This window comes from Thalassospira sp. MCCC 1A02898, from assembly GCF_001618185.1.
In the GTDB taxonomy this organism is placed as follows: domain Bacteria; phylum Pseudomonadota; class Alphaproteobacteria; order Rhodospirillales; family Thalassospiraceae; genus Thalassospira; species Thalassospira tepidiphila.
Map to the genome: position 1 here is coordinate 147,101 of NZ_LPXK01000001.1, position 20,375 is coordinate 167,475.

Genomic DNA, 20,375 nt, shown 5'->3' on the forward strand with positions numbered 1-20,375 from the left:
CACCCGCCAGGTTTGCAAATCAAATGAGAAAGTGTGGTGCGTGGCGTTACTGGGGGTTACGCCACGCACCAGACAGCAAGGTCACGCCGCCTCTGCGACGTATGGGGCCGGGGTACTGCCCAGACGGTGTGCCATGCTGTTTTCTTCAAGGAAGTTTTTCAGATCGCCAAATCGCTTCTGATAAGTCTTTTCGAACAGATCGAAATCGGCGTTATCCCAGGCTTCCTCGAACGAGAATTTGTCCATGTAGCGACCATCAACGAACGGAATGCCAAGCGTTCGGACAAATTCGCGGGTGCGCGTGTCATAGGTGACATAAAGGGCCGGAACTTCGTTGGCCAAGGCCAGCAAATTGCCATGCAGGCGATAGCCGGTCACCGCATCAAGGTTCTGTTCGGCCCGTTCAAAATCGGCAACACTTTCAAACACCGAAAGCGATGATTTATAGAGGTCCAGCAACGGATCCTTGGGGCCGTAGAACCACTTTTCCGCGGTCAGCTTTTCGACGGCCTCGTCCATGACAGCCGCGTCATTTTCGACCTGTTTGGATCGCGCGTAATAGATCTGCTTTTCTTCAAGCTCGCCGGCACACAGGATTTCCGTGTCATAGCGTTCGGCCAGTGTGCGCAGCATAAAGCGTTGCTGGGTCTGGAAACCGTGCGTCTTGCGGCGAAGCGTAAAGCCCAGCCTTTTGATCGATGCGGCATCAACCCGGCGCAATTTCAGTTCCGGTTTGCAATGGCGGAACGCCGTCGGACAGCCAAAGATGCGGACATTTTTGATCCCGATCGAATTCAGCGCCTTTTTCGACAGATTGCCGCGCACGCCGATGGATGCCGAGCGATCTGCAACCAGGTTCAAGAAACGTCGGGTCGATTCATTGACATATTCGTCGGAATTGTCGGGAACCTGAACACCGATGCCAAAAGCAATCACGGGGACCTTGGTTTTTTCAAGAACCGCTGTGATCGGGTCCCATTGACCGTTGGTGTTGATATAGTTCGATCCGCGCAGAAAGATGTAATCCAGCCGATTGATCTGTTCGATCTGGGTTTCCGAAATATTGCCGTCAGACGGCACATAAATCGGAAAAAGTTCGGAATAATCGAGAATGCGCAGCGAGGAATCATAGACAAAGCAGTCACCGATATTGGTGAATAAGGTCTTTGCCTTTTCCGGCGCATTATAGGTGTGGGTGACAACACCAAGATTGCCCTCAAGACGGCCAGCGGGCATCAATACGCCAATACGGGGCTTGCGCCCCCCGGTGGGGAGTTCGGGTGCCATTTTATGCTCCTGCGTGTTTGGCTCGTGTCATTTTTGACGTTGTTTCGAACCGTTGCTCGTGTTTGGAAGTGCAGGTCTTGCGAGGTGTGTTTAAGCCGCACTGACCTCGCGGGATTTAAGGCTTTGTTCCCAATCAAGGGCATGGCGCACGATGTCTTCGAGGTCATCATGAACCGGGGTCCAGCCGAGTTTCTGGCGAATACGATCGGCCGCGGCAATGAGGGCTGCCGGATCACCGGGGCGACGGTCGGCAAGTTCGACTTCGAAATCAACGCCAGATACCTTTTTGACCGCACCGATCACTTCGCGCACCGAGAAACCGCGCCCATAACCGCAATTCATCACGTCGCTTTCGCCGCCGCGTTCAAGATATTCAAGGGCCAGAACATGGGCATTGGCGAGGTCGGAGACATGGATGTAATCGCGAATGCAGGTGCCATCGGGGGTTTCGTAATCTTCGCCGTAAATGGCCATTTGCGGACGCGTACCGGTTGCCGCCTGACTTGCGATCTTGATCAGATGGGTTGCCTTGCGCGATGTCTGGCCAGAACGGCCTTTGGGATCGGCACCGGCAACATTGAAGTAACGCAGCGCGACATAGCGCAAGTCATGGGCGATGGCGGCATCGGCCAACATCTTTTCGGTCATCATTTTTGATGTGCCATAGGGCGAGATCGGCTTAAGGGCAAAGTCCTCGTTAATCGGGGTGGCTTTTGGTTCGCCATAAACCCCCGCGGTCGAGGAAAAGATGAAATGCTTTACGCCGTTATCCACAGCAACTTGCAAGAGCGCACGCGAATTGACCGTGTTGTTGCGGTAATATTCCAGCGGATAGATGACCGAGTCCGGTACAATGATCGACCCGGCAAAATGCATGATGGCCGTCACATCATGTTCGGCGATGACACGACGCACCAGATCTTCGTCGCCACAATCACCTTCAACGAACGCCGCCCCAGTTGGCACTGCCCAGCGATGCCCCTGACTTAGATTGTCCAGCACGACGACATCGCGCCCGCCATCGAGAAGTGCCAGTGCCGCGTGACTGCCGATATACCCTGCGCCACCTGTTACAAGTACAGTCATTGCCGTGTCTCCTTGTTGATGTTGCCTGTTTTGGTTCAGGCTGCTTTGGAAGGCACGGCCGCCCGGCGATCCCGATCCGGGTCGCCAGAACGGCCATACCGGGGGATCACGCGACCTTTCGCTGAGGCTGCGTATCAGCTTTCATGACATCGACCATTTTGTGATCGATGTTGTTTTCGGTCAGGAACTGCGCCATTTCGCGATAGGTCTGGAACCAGGCGCGGTTGAACTTGTCGAACAGATCCTGATTCCAGTAATCCTCAAGCACGAATTCCTTTTCCGAGAACACGTCATAGGACGGGATCTGATAGGTTTCGGCGAATTCGACCGTGCGGCTGTCATAGGTGAAGTAAATCGACGGAACACCGTTCGACAGCGCCATCAGATTGCCGTGCAGGCGATAGCCGAGCACGCAATCCTTGGTCCGCACCAGATCTTCGTAATCGGATACGACATCGGAATAGAACAGCTTCTCGCGATAGAGGCGTTCCATCGTGTCATCGAGATACCAGTTCTTGACCCAGTCGTTGTTTTTGAGCGCCTGCATGGCTTCTTCGCGCTGGGCGTTGCTGCCAAAGACGAGCTTTTTCTCTTCGGGTTCGCCCTGGGCCATCAGGGTCATGTCATCGAACCGATCTGCGAGATGTTTGACCAGATCACGATGGAAGGTCAGATACCGTTTGATGTCCTGGGCATAGGCCGGTGAAACTTCACGGCGCAGCGTAATGCCGACATTTTTCACGCTATCGAGTGACGGCAGTTTGATGCGCATGTCGGGATTGTTTTGCCTAAACGCGGTCGGGCAGCCGACAATGCGGACATTGGTGATGCCAAGATCCCAAAGAACCTGTGCGGTATAGGCCCCGCGCACACCGATGGAGGTGGTGGAATCAGCCATCATCCGCAGAACGGTTTTGGTCTGTTCAGACAGTTCGATCTTGCCTTTGACCGGGGCCTGCGCACCGATGCCAAAGCCCAACACGGGAAGCTTCAGACGTTTGAGAACGTCGATGGTATTGCGCCAGTCCATATCGGAATGGATGTAGTTCGACCCGCGCAGGAAGACATAGTCATATTCCTCGCGAAGGCGGTCGATGTCTTCCATCTTGGGATCGGCAATCGGCAAGACACCAAGCTTGTCGTAATTCATCAGTTTGAGCGATGAATCGAAGACAAAGGCATCCCCGATATTGTGGTAGTGGTTGATGCTCTTTTGAACATCCTGATAGTTGTACCATCGGACGCAGTCGTGGTCGTAGACTTCGCCGGACGGGATCATTACGAGAACGCGCGCCATGTTGTCTCTCCTTGGTTGATCACGTTTTTGTTCTGAATTCATGCCGTGCTTGCCACGGTTTGCGGGCTCGCAGCCTTTGCAGACATACGGCGCGTTTCCAGAACCTCCCGATACTGCGCGAGATGTTGCTCGGCGCATTCCTGATAGGTCGTCACGCTTGGTATCCCTTCGCGCATCCGATCCCAGATCTTGTTGTCGCTGAGAACTTCGATCATCCGATCAGCAAGGTCTTCGGCACTTCCGACCCGGAAATGCAGACCATTGACACCGTCGGTGATTTTTTCGGCCATGCCGCCAATGTTGGAACAGATCATCGGACGCCCGTGGAAGAAGGCTTCCTGGATCACCACCGGCGAATTTTCCCACCAGATCGAGGGAATGATCGTCCAGTCGGCGAGCTCCATCAGCTTGGGCATTTCGGTATTCTGATAGGCCCCGTAAAAGCGGACACGTTCGCCGGCCTTTTCGATCAGGTCATGGACCTTGTCCTGATATTCCTTGGGTTGGCGATCAAGGTTGCCGCCAAAGATCATCAGCCGCGCATCATCGCCCCAGATTTCATCAGGCACACGCCCGACCGCATCGAGAAGGATGTCGGCCCCCTTGAACATCGTCAGTTGCCCGAAAAAGGCAAAGCGCGACCGGCGCGGCTGGGTTTTGGAAAGCGGGCGGTCCTTGGCCCGTTCATTGATGTCGAGACCATTTTCGATCACCGACATTTTTTCGGCCTTCATGCCCCAGTCAATGAAGCGGTTGGCGAGAAATTCACTGGGCGAGACATAGTGATCGGCCAGTTCCAGCATCGCCTTGATGAAGCGTTCGCGCCGCAGGAACGAAGCCGGCGAGATATTGGGGAAACAGCCATTGCAATCAATCGGGCTGGCCCGGTTGCACAGCTTGGTTCCGCCGCTTTTGATCATCTGCCCGTGATTGTGGCAGATCGTCAAAAACTCGTGGAAAGTAAAGAAAATCGCGGTTTCGGGCAGGGCTTCGCGAATGGCATAGATGGTTTCGAGCCCAAGGCCGAGATAGTGGTGGAAATGCACGACATCGGGTTCGTAATCCTTCACAAAGCGCAGGAAATCCCGATCAATTTCATCCGTGCTGCCGTTGGACAGCAGGAAATGATCATAGTTTTCCGCGTGATAAAGGATTTCGTTTTCCTTTTGCCGCAGGCTCATCAGGGCCGACGCCCCATGACGCGGCACGGGATTGCCAACGCGGGCGAGATAAAAGCTTTCGACCCCGTCAAGTTTGTTCAACCCTTTATGCAGGTTGTAGGAGGCCACTTCGGCCCCGCCCAGCGAGATGCTGGGATGGCCGTGCGAAATAACGAGGACGCGTAAATCAGTCGACGGCATTGTTGTGGCTCCGCAAGTTTGAAACGACCAATGACCAGCGGCGATCAAACGCCCAGCGGTCAAGACGATTGGAAAGTTCCTCCCAGGCAGGGGCTTTGCTTATGGATTGTTCGCTGCCCAGTACTTCGACATCGGGGATCCAGTAGGATGGCGTCCCCGCCATGCGCAGCTTGAGTGCAAGGTCGAGGCTTTTTTCCGCCGGACCGATATAGCCACGGGTAAAGCCGTCACTGTCCTTGAAGGCCTTGCGCGGCAGGATGCAGCATTCCAACGTGCCGGCACTGACTTCGCTGGGTTGGGCATCGGCAAGAACCGCGCAAGGGTAGCCGACATAGCGATCCGACAGGTACTGCCCGCCATTGGCATTGCTGTTGATCCAGGTCCCGGCCCAACGCACAGAATCGTCTTCAAACAGGATGGTCGGCGATACGAGAACCTTGTTGCCGCGTTTGATATAGGCGGCATGCAATTGATCAAACCAGCCATCATCGCGCGGCAGAATGTGTGCTGACACCAGCCCGACTGTTTCGGAATTGGTGGCATCAACGCCCACTTCGAGCGCATCGCAATAGTCTTCGACCCCTTCGGCGAAAACGATCCGGGTGTTGAGTTTGTAAAAGGCGGCAAGGCGCAAGATTTCGCTGCCAACCTGATCAAAACTTTCGACCGGCCCGGCAATGACAATCGGCAGATGGCGGGTGGCACTATCAAGGCCCAGCAGGGCAATGGTGACGCCGATATCATTGATCGTGTCATCGACACCGACCACAAGGGTCACCGGCGCGTCTTCGTCAAAGTCGCCGATATCATGGATATCCACCGCATAGGGGCGCTGTGCCGTCATGGCCTGTAACATCGGGCCGAACTGACGTTCGATGCTGTTTGAAGCCGTGACCGACCGCGGATCAAGCGAGGGCAAAACCCGTGAAAGGGCCTGACGGGCCGACGCACGCGTCGGGTTCAGCGGGCAATAGGCCGGAAAGGCATCGGTAATGCCCAGTTCAAGATAGGTTGCCTGATCGGATGGCGGGGTGACATCCAACGGACAAAACACCAAAAAGCCGTGATTATTCCGGGCCGGGTTCATGCCAGAAAACATCGGATCATTGGCAAAGGCATCGGTCACATCGGCGCGTGACTGGCGCGTCCAATGATCGTCAATCCGAACCACTTCACCGCCAACCCGCAGTGATACATCCTTGACCGCACGGTCGGGATCAAGCATCCAGCCGGAAATCAACACCCCGCTTCCTTCGATCAGAAGAGAGAAATCGATGCCGATACGGACCGGGCGATCGAGTTCGGATACCGTGTCGCGGCCATCAAAACGATGTGCGGCCATTTTAAGAGTATGCAGGATTTTTTCCGGCGCACGCACACGATCAAGGACCGATCGAATATGGGCCGGAACATCGGGTGGCGCGACCAGAACGCGGTGCTGATACACCTCGATCGAGTACCAGGTGTCGCGGCCGCGGAAGTAAACCCGTTTAAGTTTTTTCGGATTGATCGGCTTATCGCCCAGCATCAGGCCGGTTACACCGGATGCCTCGTCGCCCAGGTCATCGCGCTGAAAATCGGCACTGGTCAGTTCCGCCAGTATCGGAGAATCCGCCATGGCAATGACGCGGGTGCGCCCGGTGGGGAAGCCGCTTGACCAGCCCTGAATATAAACATCACCTTCTTCGAGCCCGCCCAGTACTTCGATAAAGCCGTTGCTGCGTGCGGCACTTTGCACCAGTGCGGCCACCTTGCTGAGGCGTTTTTTATCCGGATCGCCGGCCAGCAGGGCTTCGATCAGGCCATCAATCACGGTGGCAAAGGCCGGGCCGGATTGATCGGCAACTGAGGACAGAACCGCCTCAATGCGTTGCTGACGATTGTCGATGCGGTATTCACGCGGTTTGCCCGCGCCCCGGAACAGGGCGGTTTTCAAACGACGTGCGGAGACATCCTTCATCGGCAAGAGGGCCACAAAGCCATAGGCGTTGTCGGGTTCCGCATCGTGGCGGCGCCATGAAATGATGGATGCCTGGACTTTGGCGTCAGACTGGCTGTTGAGGTAAATATCAATTGTTGCCGGCAGGGCATTTCCCACCCCGACCATCAAAGCCAGCCCTTCATCGACCAAGGCGGCGACGACGGTTCTGCCATCCAGTGGCATTCCATGCTGTTCGGTCATGCCCGGGCCTCCTTGTGTTTACGCATGTGTTTCAAAGCAACTGATTGCCGTGCCATGGCGATCACCAGACAAAGGCGCCGATTGCCAACCCGGTGGTCACACCAATCAGGCAGGACAGGATCAGCAACGGGGTTTTGAGATCATTGGTGTGGCGTGCGGTCAGGGCTGAAAGCCGTTCGTCAAAGCCACCGAGTGACTTGTCAAAGCGCACCAGAAAGACTTCGAGTTCATCGACCCGGCTTGAGAGTTCTTCCTGACCGTTGCGCACCAGTTTCACGCCGGCCTCGATGCCATCATCGGCGGATGCCAGTTCATCCATGCGTTTGGATGCGCTGACCAGACGTTTGGCGGCTTCGCGCTGGCCGTTTTGCAAGATGTGCTGTGCGGCCAGCAGGCGATCCAGACGATCCAGAATTTTGCCAAGCGGGGCATTGAGCGCCGTGTGGGCTTCCTGTTCGCTTTGCGACGGGATGCGCAGCGTGATTTCTTCCTTGGTGCCGGGCATGACGGCACAGACCGTCAGACTTTCGACACTGGCAACCGCGGCATCAGGCAATTCGACCTCGAACGCGTGTTTTCCATCGCCGATACCGTTGCGGCGCAAATCAACACGTTCGTTTTCGGCGGTTTCGCGCAGCAGGGCATGACCGTTCAGGCGCACGACCACCTCGATCCTGGCATCCGGGCTTTGCGGCGACCAGACCCAGCCATAGAGGCGGTTCTGATCAATGGCATCAACCCGCCCTTCGAGGGTCGGTGCGGTTTGTTCGCCATCTTGCGCACCTGTTGACGCCGGGGTCCGGGTCGAGGTCGGGGGCGGGGTTTCTTCCATCGTCTGTTTTTCGGCAACAGCCATAGTGGCCTCCTTGTTAAACGTCAGGCGGCAACAAAATCAGGGCGAACCATGCGGCGGATCATCGCCAGATATTGCTCGGCAACATCGTCAATCCCGGCCGGGGGCCGGACATGGCCCGACAGTTTTTTCCAGAGTTTCGGATTGGTTGCGCAGTCCTTCATGACGCGCGCCAGTTCGGCCGGATCATCGGGACGGACATGAATGCCGTCATGGCCATGGCGGACCATTTCGGCCATGCCACCAATTGAACTGGTGATCACCGGGCGGCCATGCTGGAAGGCTTCCTGAATGACCAGAGGCGCGTTTTCCCACCAGATCGAGGGCACAACGACCCAGTCGACCCGTGCCATCAGATCGGGGATATCTTCGCGTTGATAGGCACCGATATGGCTTACCTGCGGGCCGCTTTGTCCGATCAGATCGGCAATGCGACTGGTGAACTGATCAGTCTGGTAAAGGGCCGCACCATGAATGCGCAGATTGAAATCGACCGCGTCCGAGGCAAGGATTCGCCCGGCTTCAAGCAGCACATCCGCGCCCTTCCACGGGTTGAGATTGCCGAAATAGCCAAAGACATTGGGCATGCCGGCTGCCCCGATGTCGCGTTTGGGCGCAGCCGGGACAGTCGGGCGACCATTATTGATCACCGAAATCTTGTCGGGGTCGATGCCCCATTCGATATAGCGATCACGAAGGAACTCACTGGGCGAGATGAAATGATCAACCGCGCGCAGATGGTTGCGCAGATTGACCGCGCGCATCGCATGTTGATCGGGGGTAAAGCCATCAAGGCCGGACAGACGCCCGGTGGCATCGGCCTTGGTATAGCGGGTTTTGGTTCCGCGATGGATCATCAGGCCGTCACTGGGGCAGATCTGATAATAGTCATGCAGGGTCATCACGATCTTGCAGTTCGGAAGAACTCGACGGATCAGCATCGGCAATTCGATGCCCCACAGGACCAGATGATGGATATGCACCACGTCCGGTGCCCAACTCTTCAGAAGACGCGCGAAATCCGGGGCGACCGCATAAAGATCGGTCTGGGACATGTTGAAGCGGTCAAAATGCCCGGCCCAGAACAGCATTTCATCGCCGGCATCATTGATCGCCTGAAAACTTGTGCCCGGACGGCGTTCGCGGTGAACATCGTTGGTCGCCCCGATGAAAAGCGCATCGCATTCCGCACGCTTGTAGGCATGAAACAGATCATGGGCGAAAATTTCAGTCCCACCCGGATGCAGATCGGGGTGATTATGGGCAAGCACCATTATCCGGGGATTCATGCGGTCCTCCGTGGTTTCTGGGCAATCAGGAAATCCTGGTAATGGGCGGCCGTTTCGCCGCGCCAGGTGCCAAAGCTTTTGGTGTGGATATCGAACCCGGCCCCGTTCAGGGCGCCCTCAAGAAACGCATCATCGAAACCGACGGCCGCCATCGGATTTTCACCGCGCAGGTGCCAGCAAGGCTGACCTTCGGCTTTCTCAAACCCTTTGAGGCGTGCATCGCGTTCGGGATTTGACGGGTCGTCATCTTCGCGGATGACAAAAGCGGTCAAGAACAGCCGACCGCCGGGGCGCAGCACACGAAAGACCTCGGAACAATAGGTTTCGATTTCGTCTGGCGGCAGGTGGGTCGCCACCGAGATCATTGCGGTGAAATCGAATGTTCCGTCCTGAAAGGGCAGTCGCATGCCACGCCCGCTGATCTCGCCTTCGGGGTTGTAGAGTTCGTTTTTGATGTCCGAACACTCGAACCGGAAATTCGGATAGGCTGGCGTAATGGCGCGCTTGCACCACTCGATGCCGCCGCGCACTGGATCCATGCCGCGATAGATCGCCTGTTTCGGGTTGAGAAACTGTGTCAGGGGGACGGCAATCCGGCCAATGCCACAGCCAATATCAAGAACATCCTCGGTGGTTTTAAGCCCGGCCATGCGGACAAAATGACCAAGGAATTCCGCCCCGATGGCACGGTAATCGCCATCGCCGACAAAGACGTCTTCTTCGGGCGGAACCGGGAGGAAACGGTTGGAAATGATCTGTTCGCACAACCAGGCAAGATGGGTATCGCTGAAATCGGATGTCAGCGGGGACTGGTGTTCGGACAGTGCAAGAACCTGGCTCATGCCGCTTCTCCGTTGGGGGTTTTTCGCGATCGGTTTTGCGGCACACCGTTGGTGTGAAGATCTTCGAGCGCATCGGCCCAGCGCGAAGCATGCAGCCAGGCGTTATATTCGGCCGCCACCCCGCGCATGTAGTCGGCATGGGTCGATATCGATTTGCGCTCAAAATGATAGAGGCTGACATCCGGGACGTATTTTACGTCGAAATCGGCCTTACGAATTTTCAGGCAAAGGTCACTGTCTTCGTAATCGCCAATGACATAGTCCTCGGTAAAGCCATCGACCGCGTCAAAGGCATCGCGATGGATCATCATGCAGGCACCGGTGACACCGGGGACCGAGCGTTCAATATTGGCATCCCGGAACTGGTCGGGCATGCCTTTGTGATAGTGATAATTCAGCCACTTGCCGCTTTCATTGCGGGCAAAATACATCCCGGCATGCTGGATCGAGCCATCTTCAAACAGAAGTTTCGGCCCGACCACTGCGACCTCATCCGGACCGCCCATTTTTGACGCCATCCCCTGTGCCCAGCCGGGCGTATGGGGAATGACATCGGAATTGAGCATTGCGAGATAATGGCCATGTGCGTTCTGGGCACCGGCATTACATGCGCGGGCATAGCCGCCATTGCGGGTCATCACGACCAGACGCATCGGAATGCCATAGAGAACATGCAGACCGCGCAACAGATGTTCGCATTCTTCGGCCTGTTCGGGGGAGTCGAGCACAAAGACCAGTTCGCAATATTTCGCGACCCAGTCATCACAGGCAAAGGCGCCGATTTGCGCGCGCAGGAAACCAAGAACACGATAGAGCGGCACAATGATCGAGACATCCGGGTCATCATACGGGGTGCCGATATCAATCACGCGATCAACCTTGGCGGATGCCATCAGTTTTTGCTGCAAGTCGCCAATCACCGGTGCCAGGCAGTTTTCGATAATGTCGGCTGTCAGGTGTTGCGGCGGGACGGCGCGCAGGATGCGGGCACGGGCCTCGGCCGGGTCAATCGGTTGGGCGGGGGGGACCATCAGATGCCGGTTGCCCGATTTCAGGCGCATCAGGCTTCGGGGCTGAAGGATGGGAACCGGGCTTTGGATATCCTGATAAAAGCCGACAAAGCCGGTTGCCGGAACGGTCTGGCCATCGTCCTGCACATTGCCCTGATAACGATAAAATCCATCGCCGAATGGATGGGCGATACCGTTGCTATCGAGAAGGTCGATGCTGGCAATCATATCGACAGGATCGCGATACCAGCCGCCAATCAAGGTGCCGCGCGCGGTCGTGACCGCAAGATCGACTTCGCCACTGGGAAGCGATCCGCCACCTGAGACGCGCTGGCTTGAAAGCGGACAGCGGAGCTGGAATTCAATCGCGGCCTTGCTCGATTTCATATCCGCACGGGCAAGCGACCCGATAATATATTCGCGCAAATCGGCATCCGATTTGCCCTTGGTTTGCCACCAGCGCGCCAGAGACGGCAGGGTTGAGACATCGGGCAAATGGCGAATGGCCAGCGTGCGCACACCGGTCACAACCATATAGGCCCCGGATGCGGTGCTTGGCTGGTCGGCAATCATGTAAACCAGTTTCTGCCCGCGCGGCCCGGTCTTGCTGATATGGGGAAGCTGCGTCAAACGCTTGAACCCCGAGGGGGCGACGATGAAGACGGCCTCGATATCGTGAAAGGCATCGGGCAAAGCGGTTGCCAGCAGGATCTTTTCACCGGAAAGCTTTGCGACCGCCTTGGCCGGTTTGGGCCGATCGACAATTTCGGCAACCAGTTGAAGAAGGAAACTGTTGTAGCTTTTGGACAGGCGCAGTCGAAACAGGCTTGCCCACATGCCCAGAAGGGTCGAGACCAGCGAAAGCCGCCCGGCAGGCGTCACCCCGTTCAGCAGCGTTGATGCACTGGCAAATTCAAAATCGCCATCGGGATCGATTGTGATCTCGTCCTTGCGGCCCAGCGTTCCGGCCTCGGCCAGAATCGTAATCGGTTCATCCTTGGGGCGGCGGATGACGCGCAACAACCGGGTCCCGCCCCCGTCAAGTGGCAACCGCAATGTGGCCTGCGGTGAAATCGCAGCACCATCAACCGTTTCAAGCCGGGGAACTTCCCACAAACGGGTGGGTGTATCCCAACTTAACAACAACGTATCAGGGTTCAGCAGGCAAACACCGGGCGCTTCGCCGGTCGTCCGCACTGCATCGGACGAGGCAAATTCAAGCATGACAATCTTTCACTAACTTGAAGTTCAGGACGGGTCGCCCGCAGCCGAAGCTGCGGACGCCGCCAACGGATTACTGGACGCTAAAGAAGCTGTCCGGATCGTCCTGTACGTCTTCGGCATCGACATTGTTGAGGGTGATGGAATCCCCATTGCCAAGATCGATGACGGTGTTGGCACCGACTTGCGTTGCACGGGCAGCGACGTCATCGGCACTTGCAATGCCGGTGTCGTTGATGTTGCTGCTAATGGAAAGCATGTCTTCGCCAGCCTGGAAGTCGAGTACGACGTCGTTGCCGCCGCCGCCGGAGAAGACAAAGGTGTCTGCACCGGAACCACCAGACATGATGTCATCGCCTGCGCCGCCTTCGAGGACATCATCCCCGGAGCCGCCAAGCATCAGGTCATCACCCTCGCCGCCCTGAAGCACATCGTCTCCAGAACCGCCAAGCATGACATCGTCTCCGCCACCGCCGAGAACGATATCGTCGCCTGCACCGCCAATCAGGACATCATTGCCTGATCCGCCGTCGAGAACGTCATTGTCTGAACCGCCAAGCAGGATGTCGGAATCCGCACCCCCTGACAGAACATCCTCACCGGAGCCACCCATCATCAGGTCGCTGCCGTCGCCCCCGATCAGTGCATCGTCACCCGATCCACCGAACAGGACATCATCACCTTCGCCACCAACGGCAACATCGTCGCCCGATCCGCCGAACAAGACATCATCGCCTTCTTCGCCAAACAGCACGTCATCATTACCTTGTCCGAAGATTGTATCGTCTCCGCCACGTCCGAAAATGACGTCACTGAAACGAGATCCGAGAAGCGCATCATCAAAGGCGCCGCCTTCGAGAGTTGCCATGTAATCCTCCTTCGTGTCCCAACATTAATGACATCGTGGGGATATTTCCCTCACGAGAGGATGGCCGTTCCCTCTGGACGTTCTGAGCCCCGTGGAAACGACCACTCAGAAATCCTATATTTTTTTACTTTATCATTGGAGGGTATTGTCGTGGTTTTATTTTGTCAACATTATGACTTAGTTTGAGATTCATTACATTTATTGTCTGAATACTAGTTCAATTTTACTTATTATTTGATTCAAAATTCGATCTATACTTGAAAAGAAAAGGGCCAATCCAGCGAAAAACCGGGAAAGGCCCCAAGTTAAATCCGCATGTCGCGGGGGAGGATTACTCTTCGCGGAAGGCCTTCTCCATGCTTTGGGTAATCGGATCGATCAGGTAATCGATGGCCTTGCGCGGGGTTTTCAGAACCAGAATATTGGCTGGCATGCCCGGACGCAGATTGATGTCATCATGTTTTGCCAGTTCGGCCGGATCAATCGCCGCCCGCACGATGTAGTAAGACGCATCGCGCTGTTCATCGACGGTTTGGTCAGCGGCAACATAGCTTACCTCGCCATTCAGGGGGGCCAGTCGACGCTGACTATAGGCGGTCAGGCGAATTTGCGCCTTTGATCCAACCTGGACCGAGTCGATATCCTGTCGGTTGATCCGTGCCTCGATCACCAGCGGCTCATCTTCGGGGATGATATCCATGATCGGTTCGGCCGGACTGATCACACCGCCGGGGGTTCTGATCTGGATATTGGCAACCGTTCCGGCCTGGGGTGCACGCACTTCGAGGCGATCAAGCACGTCCTGGCTTGCGCGGATGCGTTGGGTGACGTCGTTCAGGGCAAGCTGGGCTTCCTGAATTTCCGTTGCGATATCGCTTTGCCATTCCATTTCAATCGAGGCGAGATTGATCTCGGCTTCGGCCTTTTGCTGTTGGGCGGCGGCACGCTGGGCTTTGAATTCGCCCATATCACCGACCAGATCCGACCAGTTATTTTCAATCTCGACCAGTTGGGTGCGGGTGGCGAAGCCCTTTTCGGCCAGTTGGCGAATCCCGGCAAGTTGTTCGGCGACGAGCTTTTCCTGACGTGTGCGGGCCTTGATCTGAGAGACCAGTGCTTCGGCTTCGGCCTCGAACTGTTCGATCTGTTTGGCCTGGGCATCGCGTTTGGCGGCATAGACTTCCTTGCGCTTGGCAAACAGGCGTTTTTCATCGCTGAGGATATCGGCGACATAGGCCTCGTCACTGGCGAGAAGTTCCTGCGGGAAGGTGATGTTTTCCTGACCGCGCTGTTCGGCGCGCAATCGGGCAAGCTTGGCCATCAGACCAAACCGTTCGCCGCGCAACTGGCCGAGCTCCGACTCGCTGCGTGTGCCATCAAGAAGGGCAAGGGTCTGGCCTGCTGTGACTTTTTCGCCTTCCTCGACCAGAAGCTGTTTGAGGATGCCGCCCTCATAGTGATTAACAACTTTCTTTTTGGAATCGACAATCACCGAGCCGGTCGCAACAGCAGCACTATCGAGTTCGGCGGTAAAGCCCCAGGTCAGGAACCCGCCAAAGCCCAACACAATGACGAACAATCCGGCCAGGATCGGCTTGCGCAGGCTTTGGCGCGATGCTTCGCGTTCTTCCGAAAGGATCTGGTGCCAGGCGACTTGCGGTTCTTCGGCCGGGAGTGCCGCGCCGCCACCTTCAAGATTAATGACACGGGTCATGCCGCACCTCCGTTTTCATGTTTACGCTTTACCGGGGGGAGGCTTTTGATGTCGTCGCTTTCATTGGACAGATTGCGGATCACGTCTGTTCGTTCACCGAACTGTTTGACCCGTCCGTCCTGCATCACCAAAAGCTTGTTGGCATATTGCATGATGCTTTGACGGTGCGCGATCAGCACCACCATTGCACCGGAATCAGCGGCCTGGCGCACGGCACGGATCAGGGATGCTTCGCCCTCGGCATCAAGATTGGCGTTGGGTTCATCAAGCACCAGCAGACGCGGCCAGCCATAAAGCGCGCGCGCCAAAGCGATGCGTTGTTGCTGCCCGCCAGACAGGGTGTGGCGACCGGCACCAATCGGCGTATCATAGCCGAGCGGCAATCGACCGATCATTTCATGCACACCGGCCGCACGGGCAGCCTCGATCACCTTGCGCGGGCTTGCATCGCGCATGCGGCTGATATTGTCGCGGATGGTGCCGTTCAGAAGCGATACCGATTGCGGCAGATAGCCGACCATATCGCCAAATGATCCGCGCTCCCAGAGATAGGCATTATGGCCGTCAAGATAGACACCGCCCGTCGCAGGCTTTGCCGTGCCGACCAGCAATCTTGAAAGGGTTGATTTCCCGGCCGCAGACGGCCCGACCACGCCCAATATATCGCCCGGCGACAGTTCGAAACTGATCCCGCGCAGCACCGGCACATTTGATCCCGGGACGGCATAAACCAGATTATCGACAACCAGCGGACCTTCGGAACGCGGGGTTGGTTTGATTTCGCGTTCGGACTGGCTTTCTTCGAGCATCAATCGAATGCGTTTCCACGATGAAAACGCCCCGACCCACGCCCGCCAGTCGCGGGTGACATTATCAAACGGCAGCAACAGCCGCCCCATGATCACGGTCCCGCCGATCATGGCACCGGGCGTGGTTTCGCCCTGAATGACAAGGTAAGCGCCCATGGCCAGCACAATGATCTGCATGCCGAACCGGGCAGAACGGGTGATGGAATACATGCCCTTGCTGCGCACGTTGCCGACATCAAGCAACTCGCTGGCGTGGATTTGTGCCTGACGCCAGCGCAGGGCGAGGGCTGGCATCATGCCCATTGCCTCGATCACTTCGGCGTTTGAAACGGTCGACCCAATGTCGCCGATATTGCGCAGATTGGCGTCGGTTCCTTCCTTGGTGACCTGACGGACCATCACATCACCGAGCAGGCTTAACCCGATCAGGGTCAAAACCGCCACCAGCCCGGCAATGCCGTAATAGGGATGCAGGGCAAACATCACGAAAAGGAAAATCGGCGACCAGATCGCTTCCAGCGGGGCGGCGATGGTGGTGCCGGTGATGAAGTTGCGCAGATCAGAAAGGTCGCGCAGGACTTGGGTGCCGTGCAGCGATCCTTTTTCAAGCGCCACACGCATGGCCGCCGAAATTGCCGGCAGGTTCAACCGGCGCAAAAGCGACTTTGCCATTTCCTGAAAGACAAGCGCGCGCACGAAATCAAGGATGCCATAGAGAATGATCGCACCGACTGCGATCACCAGAAGCAACAGCAGGGTATCGGTGCTTTGACTGTTGATCACGCGGTCATGCACCTGAAGCATGAACAACGGCACGGTAAGTTGAAGGATATTGATGAAGCCGCTCATGACACCGGCCCATCCGAGCCCGCGCACGAACGTAAAGCGGGCCTCGCGAATGACCGATCTTGCATCAAGTTCGGGCCGGGCTTCCTTCGCATTCACGGGCGAATTCACAGGCGAATCCACCGGTTTTGCCAGCTTTTTGCGGCGAAATTGCATCGAAAATCATCCAATTAAGCAAAAGTCATAGTTTTTCCGCAATCTAATCACATAGTTGCGATGACAGGATGATCTACAATAAAATTAAATATGTCGATCTCATGTTGATGATTAGACAATGTAAAAACATTAACAATGGAAGTAATTCAAAAATAAAAACACTTTCGAATTACTTCCGGACAACGAGCAAACCTGCGGGAAGAAAGAGGCGTTCGGAAAAATTGTTCAAGAACAACGTCTTGTTATCTTCCCCAATACGAAATTTGTGTCAGGGCAATCGCGCCTTGGCATCAACTCTCGCTTGGGACCAGATAACGGATCGAAACTCATGACCGTCACTCATCTTGAACTGGCAAATACCGTCGAGCGGATCTATCGGCGGTTTGCGGATTTGTTACGGGTAGATCTCATTCGACTCGGAAAGGATGACATCAGCCCGGCGCAAGTGGCGCTGCTTTTTACCATTGGCGAAGATGAACTCTCGGTGCGCGATCTTCTTGATCGTGGCCACTATATGGGTTCAAACGCGTCTTATAATCTTAAACAGCTCGCGGAATCGGGTTATGTCGAACGTCAGGTCATGGCGCGGGACAGGCGTTCTGCCCGTTTGAAATTGACCAAAAAGGGCCATGAACTCTGTCAGGCATTGCACGAATTCCACGAAGAATATCACGACGCCCTGACCAACAATCTTGAAGACCAGCAGGAGATGGAAACAGCGCTGCGTACGTTGCGCAGACTGGAAGAATTCTGGACACAGACCCTCAGATACGGGGGTGTTCCCATTAATGGGTCCGTCGCCGTGCAGGAGGCACGAAACAGACGATGAAAATTGTCCTCGTTCATCGTCATGGACCGGGACAGTTTGTACATCTTGCCTGCCATCTGGCCGATGCCGGATGGCAGGTTTCCTTCCTGTGCGAAGCAATGAATGTGCGCCTGCCCGGTATCCGGACACTCCGCCAGCCTGTCACAGCCCCACCGCCTGCCATACCGTTTGCGCAATATCATCAGGATGTGGGACTTAAGGCCGCCAGAACCCTTGAAAGCCTTGTGCGCGAAGAAGGCGCACCGGACATTGTTTACGGCCATATCGGTTGGGGCAGCATGATGTTCGCCCGCGACGTTTTGCCCAAAACACCCCTGATCGGTTATTGCGAACATTATTATCACGCCATCGGGCGCGACGTCGGCTTTGATCCGGATGATGAGATCACGCTGGCGAAACGCGCGCAGCTTCGCGTGCGTAATGCGGCCCAACTGACGACACTTGATCAGCTTGATGCCGCGATCAGCCCGACCAAATGGCAGAAATCGGCATTTCCAGCGGCCTATCACCACAAGATCGGCGTTTGCCATGACGGGATTGATACCCACCGTTGCCAACCAAATCCGAACGCCAGCCTGACCTTGCCCGATGGGCGGGTCCTTACCGCGCGTGATCAGGTGATTACCTATGTCGCGCGCGATCTTGAACCCTATCGCGGGTTTCCGACCTTTATGCGTGCAGCCGCCAAACTGGCCCAGCAAAACCCCGATGCGCAGTTCGTGATCGCCGGGGGCGATGGCGTCAGTTACGGACAGGCCCGAAAGGACGGGCGGACTTGGCGTGATGTGATGATGGCAGAAACGCAGATTGATCCGTCACGCATCCACTTTCTGGGCCAGATCCCCCATGACCAACTGATCCGGATGTACCAGATCAGTTCGTTGCATGTTTACCTTACATATCCGTTTGTTTTGTCGTGGTCGGTGCTGGAAGCCATGGCGTGCGGTGCGCCTGTGATCGCCTCGGACACAGGCCCGTGTCACGACATGATCCGCGATCGACAGAACGGATTTCTGACCGATTTCTGGGACAGTGATGCACTGGCAATCAAGATTGCATTCTGTCTTACCCATCGTGACGACCTGACACCCCTGCGTGAACGGGCCCGCAAGACGATCCTTAATCACTTTGACCTTCGACGGTGTTTGGATCGGCAAACGACCCTGATCGAGAATATGGCGTCTGGCAGAAAAAGCCGATGACGGCATCATATGCCAAAAGCAAAGCCAAAGATGAAACTTACGTCACCTTTGGCTTTTGCATATCCGCTTCAAGCTAAATTAGATGATTACTTAACCAGCACATCAGACGAACAGTAATCACATCGTCATTTGTGGCAGACCGAAGCCCTGTTCAAGCACCTCGCCAGCGGTCAGGCAGATGTCTTCGCGCCAGGGGGCGGCGACAAGCTGAACACCCGAGGGCATGTTGTTTTCGACACCCGAGCAGATCGAGATCGCCGGAAGCCCCAGCAGCGGGATTGCGATTTGCGGCAATTGGGCATTCCACAGGCGGGTCAGGGTTGCGGGACCTTCAAGGTCCTCGTCCTTGCGGAACGGCAGTTCAGCCGAAACCGGCATCAGGACGACCGGATAATCTTCAAGGAACGCCCGCCAGTCGCGAATCAGGGCGGAACGGCGCAGGAAGAGCTTACTAAACGTGTCCTTATCAATCGCGGCGGCGCGATCAGCATAGTGTTCGAGAAGGGCAATCGCGCCCGGATCGTCTTCGGCCCGGGCGGCTTTCAGTTTGGCTTCGTGATCGTCCGAAAGCCACAGGTCGATCTGAAGATCAACGGCCTCGCGAATTTCGGGGATTTCCGGGGTTTCGACCGTCCAGCCTGCGGCGCGGAAAATCTCAGCGGCACGTTCGAGATCGGCCAGAATGCGCGGATCGATGTCAATCCCGCCGGGATGGGTGACAAGTGCAACACGCTTGGCAAAATCGGGACCGCGAAGTGGCATCGGCACACTCCAGGGATCATCGGGGGAATAGCCCGCCATGCCCTCAAGCCCGAGCCTAAGGTCATCAACCCTGCGCGCCAGCGGTCCTGATACCGCCATCAATTGTGCGCCAATCGGACGATCACCGCCGGTCCGGTTGAACATCGGAATGCGGCCATGGGTCGGGCGCAATCCCTGAATGCCACAGGCATAGGCCGGGTAACGCACCGAGCCCGCGATATCCGTCCCATGACCGATATGCCCCAATCCGGCCGATGTGGCGGCACCCGCCCCGCCCGATGACCCGCCCGGTGTAAGGGCCGGGTTATGGGGATTAAGCGTCGTGCCATGCACCTTGTTGGAGGTAAACCAGCGATAGGAAAAGGCTGGCGTGTTGGTACGCCCTATGACAATCGCGCCCTTGCTGCGCATGTTGCGCAAAAACGGGCTGTCCTCGGTTGCGATCAGATCGGCGGCCAAGGTCGTGCCATTGGTGGTAGCGTGTCCCGCCTGATCGGAGATGACCTTGATCGTGACCGGGACGCCCGCCAAGGGACCGACAGCGTCCCCGGCCTCGATGCGGGCATCAAGCAGTTCGGCCTCTTGCATGGCGTCATCTGCGCAATCCTGAACGATGGCATTGATGGCCGGATTGACCCGCGCCACACGATCAAGCATTTGGCGAATGACCGTGGTGGCGCGCATTTCCCGGCTTTTGATGCGGCGGGCCAATTCGCGGGCAGACAGGGAATTCGGATCGCTGGTCATGTGGGGCGCTACCT

General features: G+C 56.4%; 15 protein-coding genes. 2 read left to right on the plus strand and 13 right to left on the minus strand.

The features are described from left to right. Positions 1 to 81: 81 nt before the first annotated feature. The 12 genes from AUQ41_RS00675 to AUQ41_RS00730 all read right to left on the minus strand — a co-directional run bounded on the left by AUQ41_RS00675 (position 82) and on the right by AUQ41_RS00730 (position 16,821). Positions 82 to 1,287, minus strand: a complete 1,206-nt coding sequence (locus tag AUQ41_RS00675) for a polysaccharide pyruvyl transferase family protein (protein WP_063085920.1) — start codon at positions 1,285 to 1,287, stop codon at positions 82 to 84. Between the two features lie 90 nt (positions 1,288 to 1,377). Next, positions 1,378 to 2,373 (minus strand): UDP-glucose 4-epimerase GalE, encoded by a 996-nt coding sequence (gene galE / locus AUQ41_RS00680; protein WP_063085923.1) that lies wholly within the window; start codon positions 2,371 to 2,373, stop codon positions 1,378 to 1,380. A gap of 106 nt (positions 2,374 to 2,479) precedes the next feature. Next, the gene (locus AUQ41_RS00685; RefSeq protein WP_008888997.1) at positions 2,480 to 3,670 is read right to left on the minus strand and encodes a polysaccharide pyruvyl transferase family protein; all 1,191 of its coding nucleotides are present in this window, start codon (positions 3,668 to 3,670) and stop codon (positions 2,480 to 2,482) included. Positions 3,671 to 3,708: 38 nt separating this feature from the next. After that, positions 3,709 to 5,031, minus strand: coding sequence for a glycosyltransferase family 4 protein (locus AUQ41_RS00690; RefSeq protein WP_063085926.1), 1,323 nt, complete (start codon positions 5,029 to 5,031; stop codon positions 3,709 to 3,711). Continuing rightward, the gene (locus AUQ41_RS00695; protein ID WP_008888995.1) at positions 5,018 to 7,213 is read right to left on the minus strand and encodes a hypothetical protein; all 2,196 of its coding nucleotides are present in this window, start codon (positions 7,211 to 7,213) and stop codon (positions 5,018 to 5,020) included. Before AUQ41_RS00695 ends, AUQ41_RS00690 begins: the two co-directional genes overlap by 14 nt. Positions 7,214 to 7,274: 61 nt before the next feature. Further along, positions 7,275 to 8,069: a hypothetical protein gene (locus AUQ41_RS00700; RefSeq protein ID WP_063085928.1), complete on the minus strand. Its 795-nt coding sequence runs from the start codon at positions 8,067 to 8,069 to the stop codon at positions 7,275 to 7,277. A gap of 20 nt (positions 8,070 to 8,089) precedes the next feature. Continuing rightward, the gene (locus tag AUQ41_RS00705; protein WP_063085932.1) at positions 8,090 to 9,355 is read right to left on the minus strand and encodes a glycosyltransferase family 4 protein; all 1,266 of its coding nucleotides are present in this window, start codon (positions 9,353 to 9,355) and stop codon (positions 8,090 to 8,092) included. Next, a complete protein-coding gene (locus tag AUQ41_RS00710; RefSeq protein WP_063085935.1) occupies positions 9,352 to 10,197 on the minus strand; it encodes a class I SAM-dependent methyltransferase in 846 nt (281 codons plus the stop codon). Before AUQ41_RS00710 ends, AUQ41_RS00705 begins: the two co-directional genes overlap by 4 nt. Further along, entirely contained in the window at positions 10,194 to 12,431 is a 2,238-nt protein-coding gene (locus AUQ41_RS00715; protein WP_063085938.1) for a glycosyltransferase family 2 protein, read from the minus strand. The genes AUQ41_RS00710 and AUQ41_RS00715 overlap by 4 nt, the downstream gene beginning before the upstream one ends. 70 nt (positions 12,432 to 12,501) lie before the next feature. Continuing rightward, positions 12,502 to 13,296, minus strand: a complete 795-nt coding sequence (locus tag AUQ41_RS00720; protein ID WP_063085941.1) for a calcium-binding protein — start codon at positions 13,294 to 13,296, stop codon at positions 12,502 to 12,504. 331 nt (positions 13,297 to 13,627) lie between these two features. Further along, a complete protein-coding gene (locus AUQ41_RS00725; RefSeq protein ID WP_008888989.1) occupies positions 13,628 to 15,010 on the minus strand; it encodes an HlyD family type I secretion periplasmic adaptor subunit in 1,383 nt (460 codons plus the stop codon). After that, complete coding sequence (locus AUQ41_RS00730) at positions 15,007 to 16,821, minus strand: type I secretion system permease/ATPase (RefSeq protein ID WP_008888988.1); 1,815 nt, start codon at positions 16,819 to 16,821, stop codon at positions 15,007 to 15,009. The genes AUQ41_RS00725 and AUQ41_RS00730 overlap by 4 nt, the downstream gene beginning before the upstream one ends. Before the next feature lie 328 nt (positions 16,822 to 17,149). Between AUQ41_RS00730 and AUQ41_RS00735 the strand changes: the two genes are divergently transcribed. Beyond that, entirely contained in the window at positions 17,150 to 17,650 is a 501-nt protein-coding gene (locus AUQ41_RS00735; RefSeq protein ID WP_008888987.1) for a MarR family winged helix-turn-helix transcriptional regulator, read from the plus strand. After that, a complete protein-coding gene (locus AUQ41_RS00740; RefSeq protein WP_063085944.1) occupies positions 17,647 to 18,852 on the plus strand; it encodes a glycosyltransferase in 1,206 nt (401 codons plus the stop codon). The genes AUQ41_RS00735 and AUQ41_RS00740 overlap by 4 nt, the downstream gene beginning before the upstream one ends. A gap of 117 nt (positions 18,853 to 18,969) precedes the next feature. Here AUQ41_RS00740 and AUQ41_RS00745 read toward each other — a convergent pair whose 3' ends face one another. Next, complete coding sequence (locus tag AUQ41_RS00745; RefSeq protein WP_063085946.1) at positions 18,970 to 20,361, minus strand: amidase family protein; 1,392 nt, start codon at positions 20,359 to 20,361, stop codon at positions 18,970 to 18,972. Positions 20,362 to 20,375: the final 14 nt, after the last annotated feature.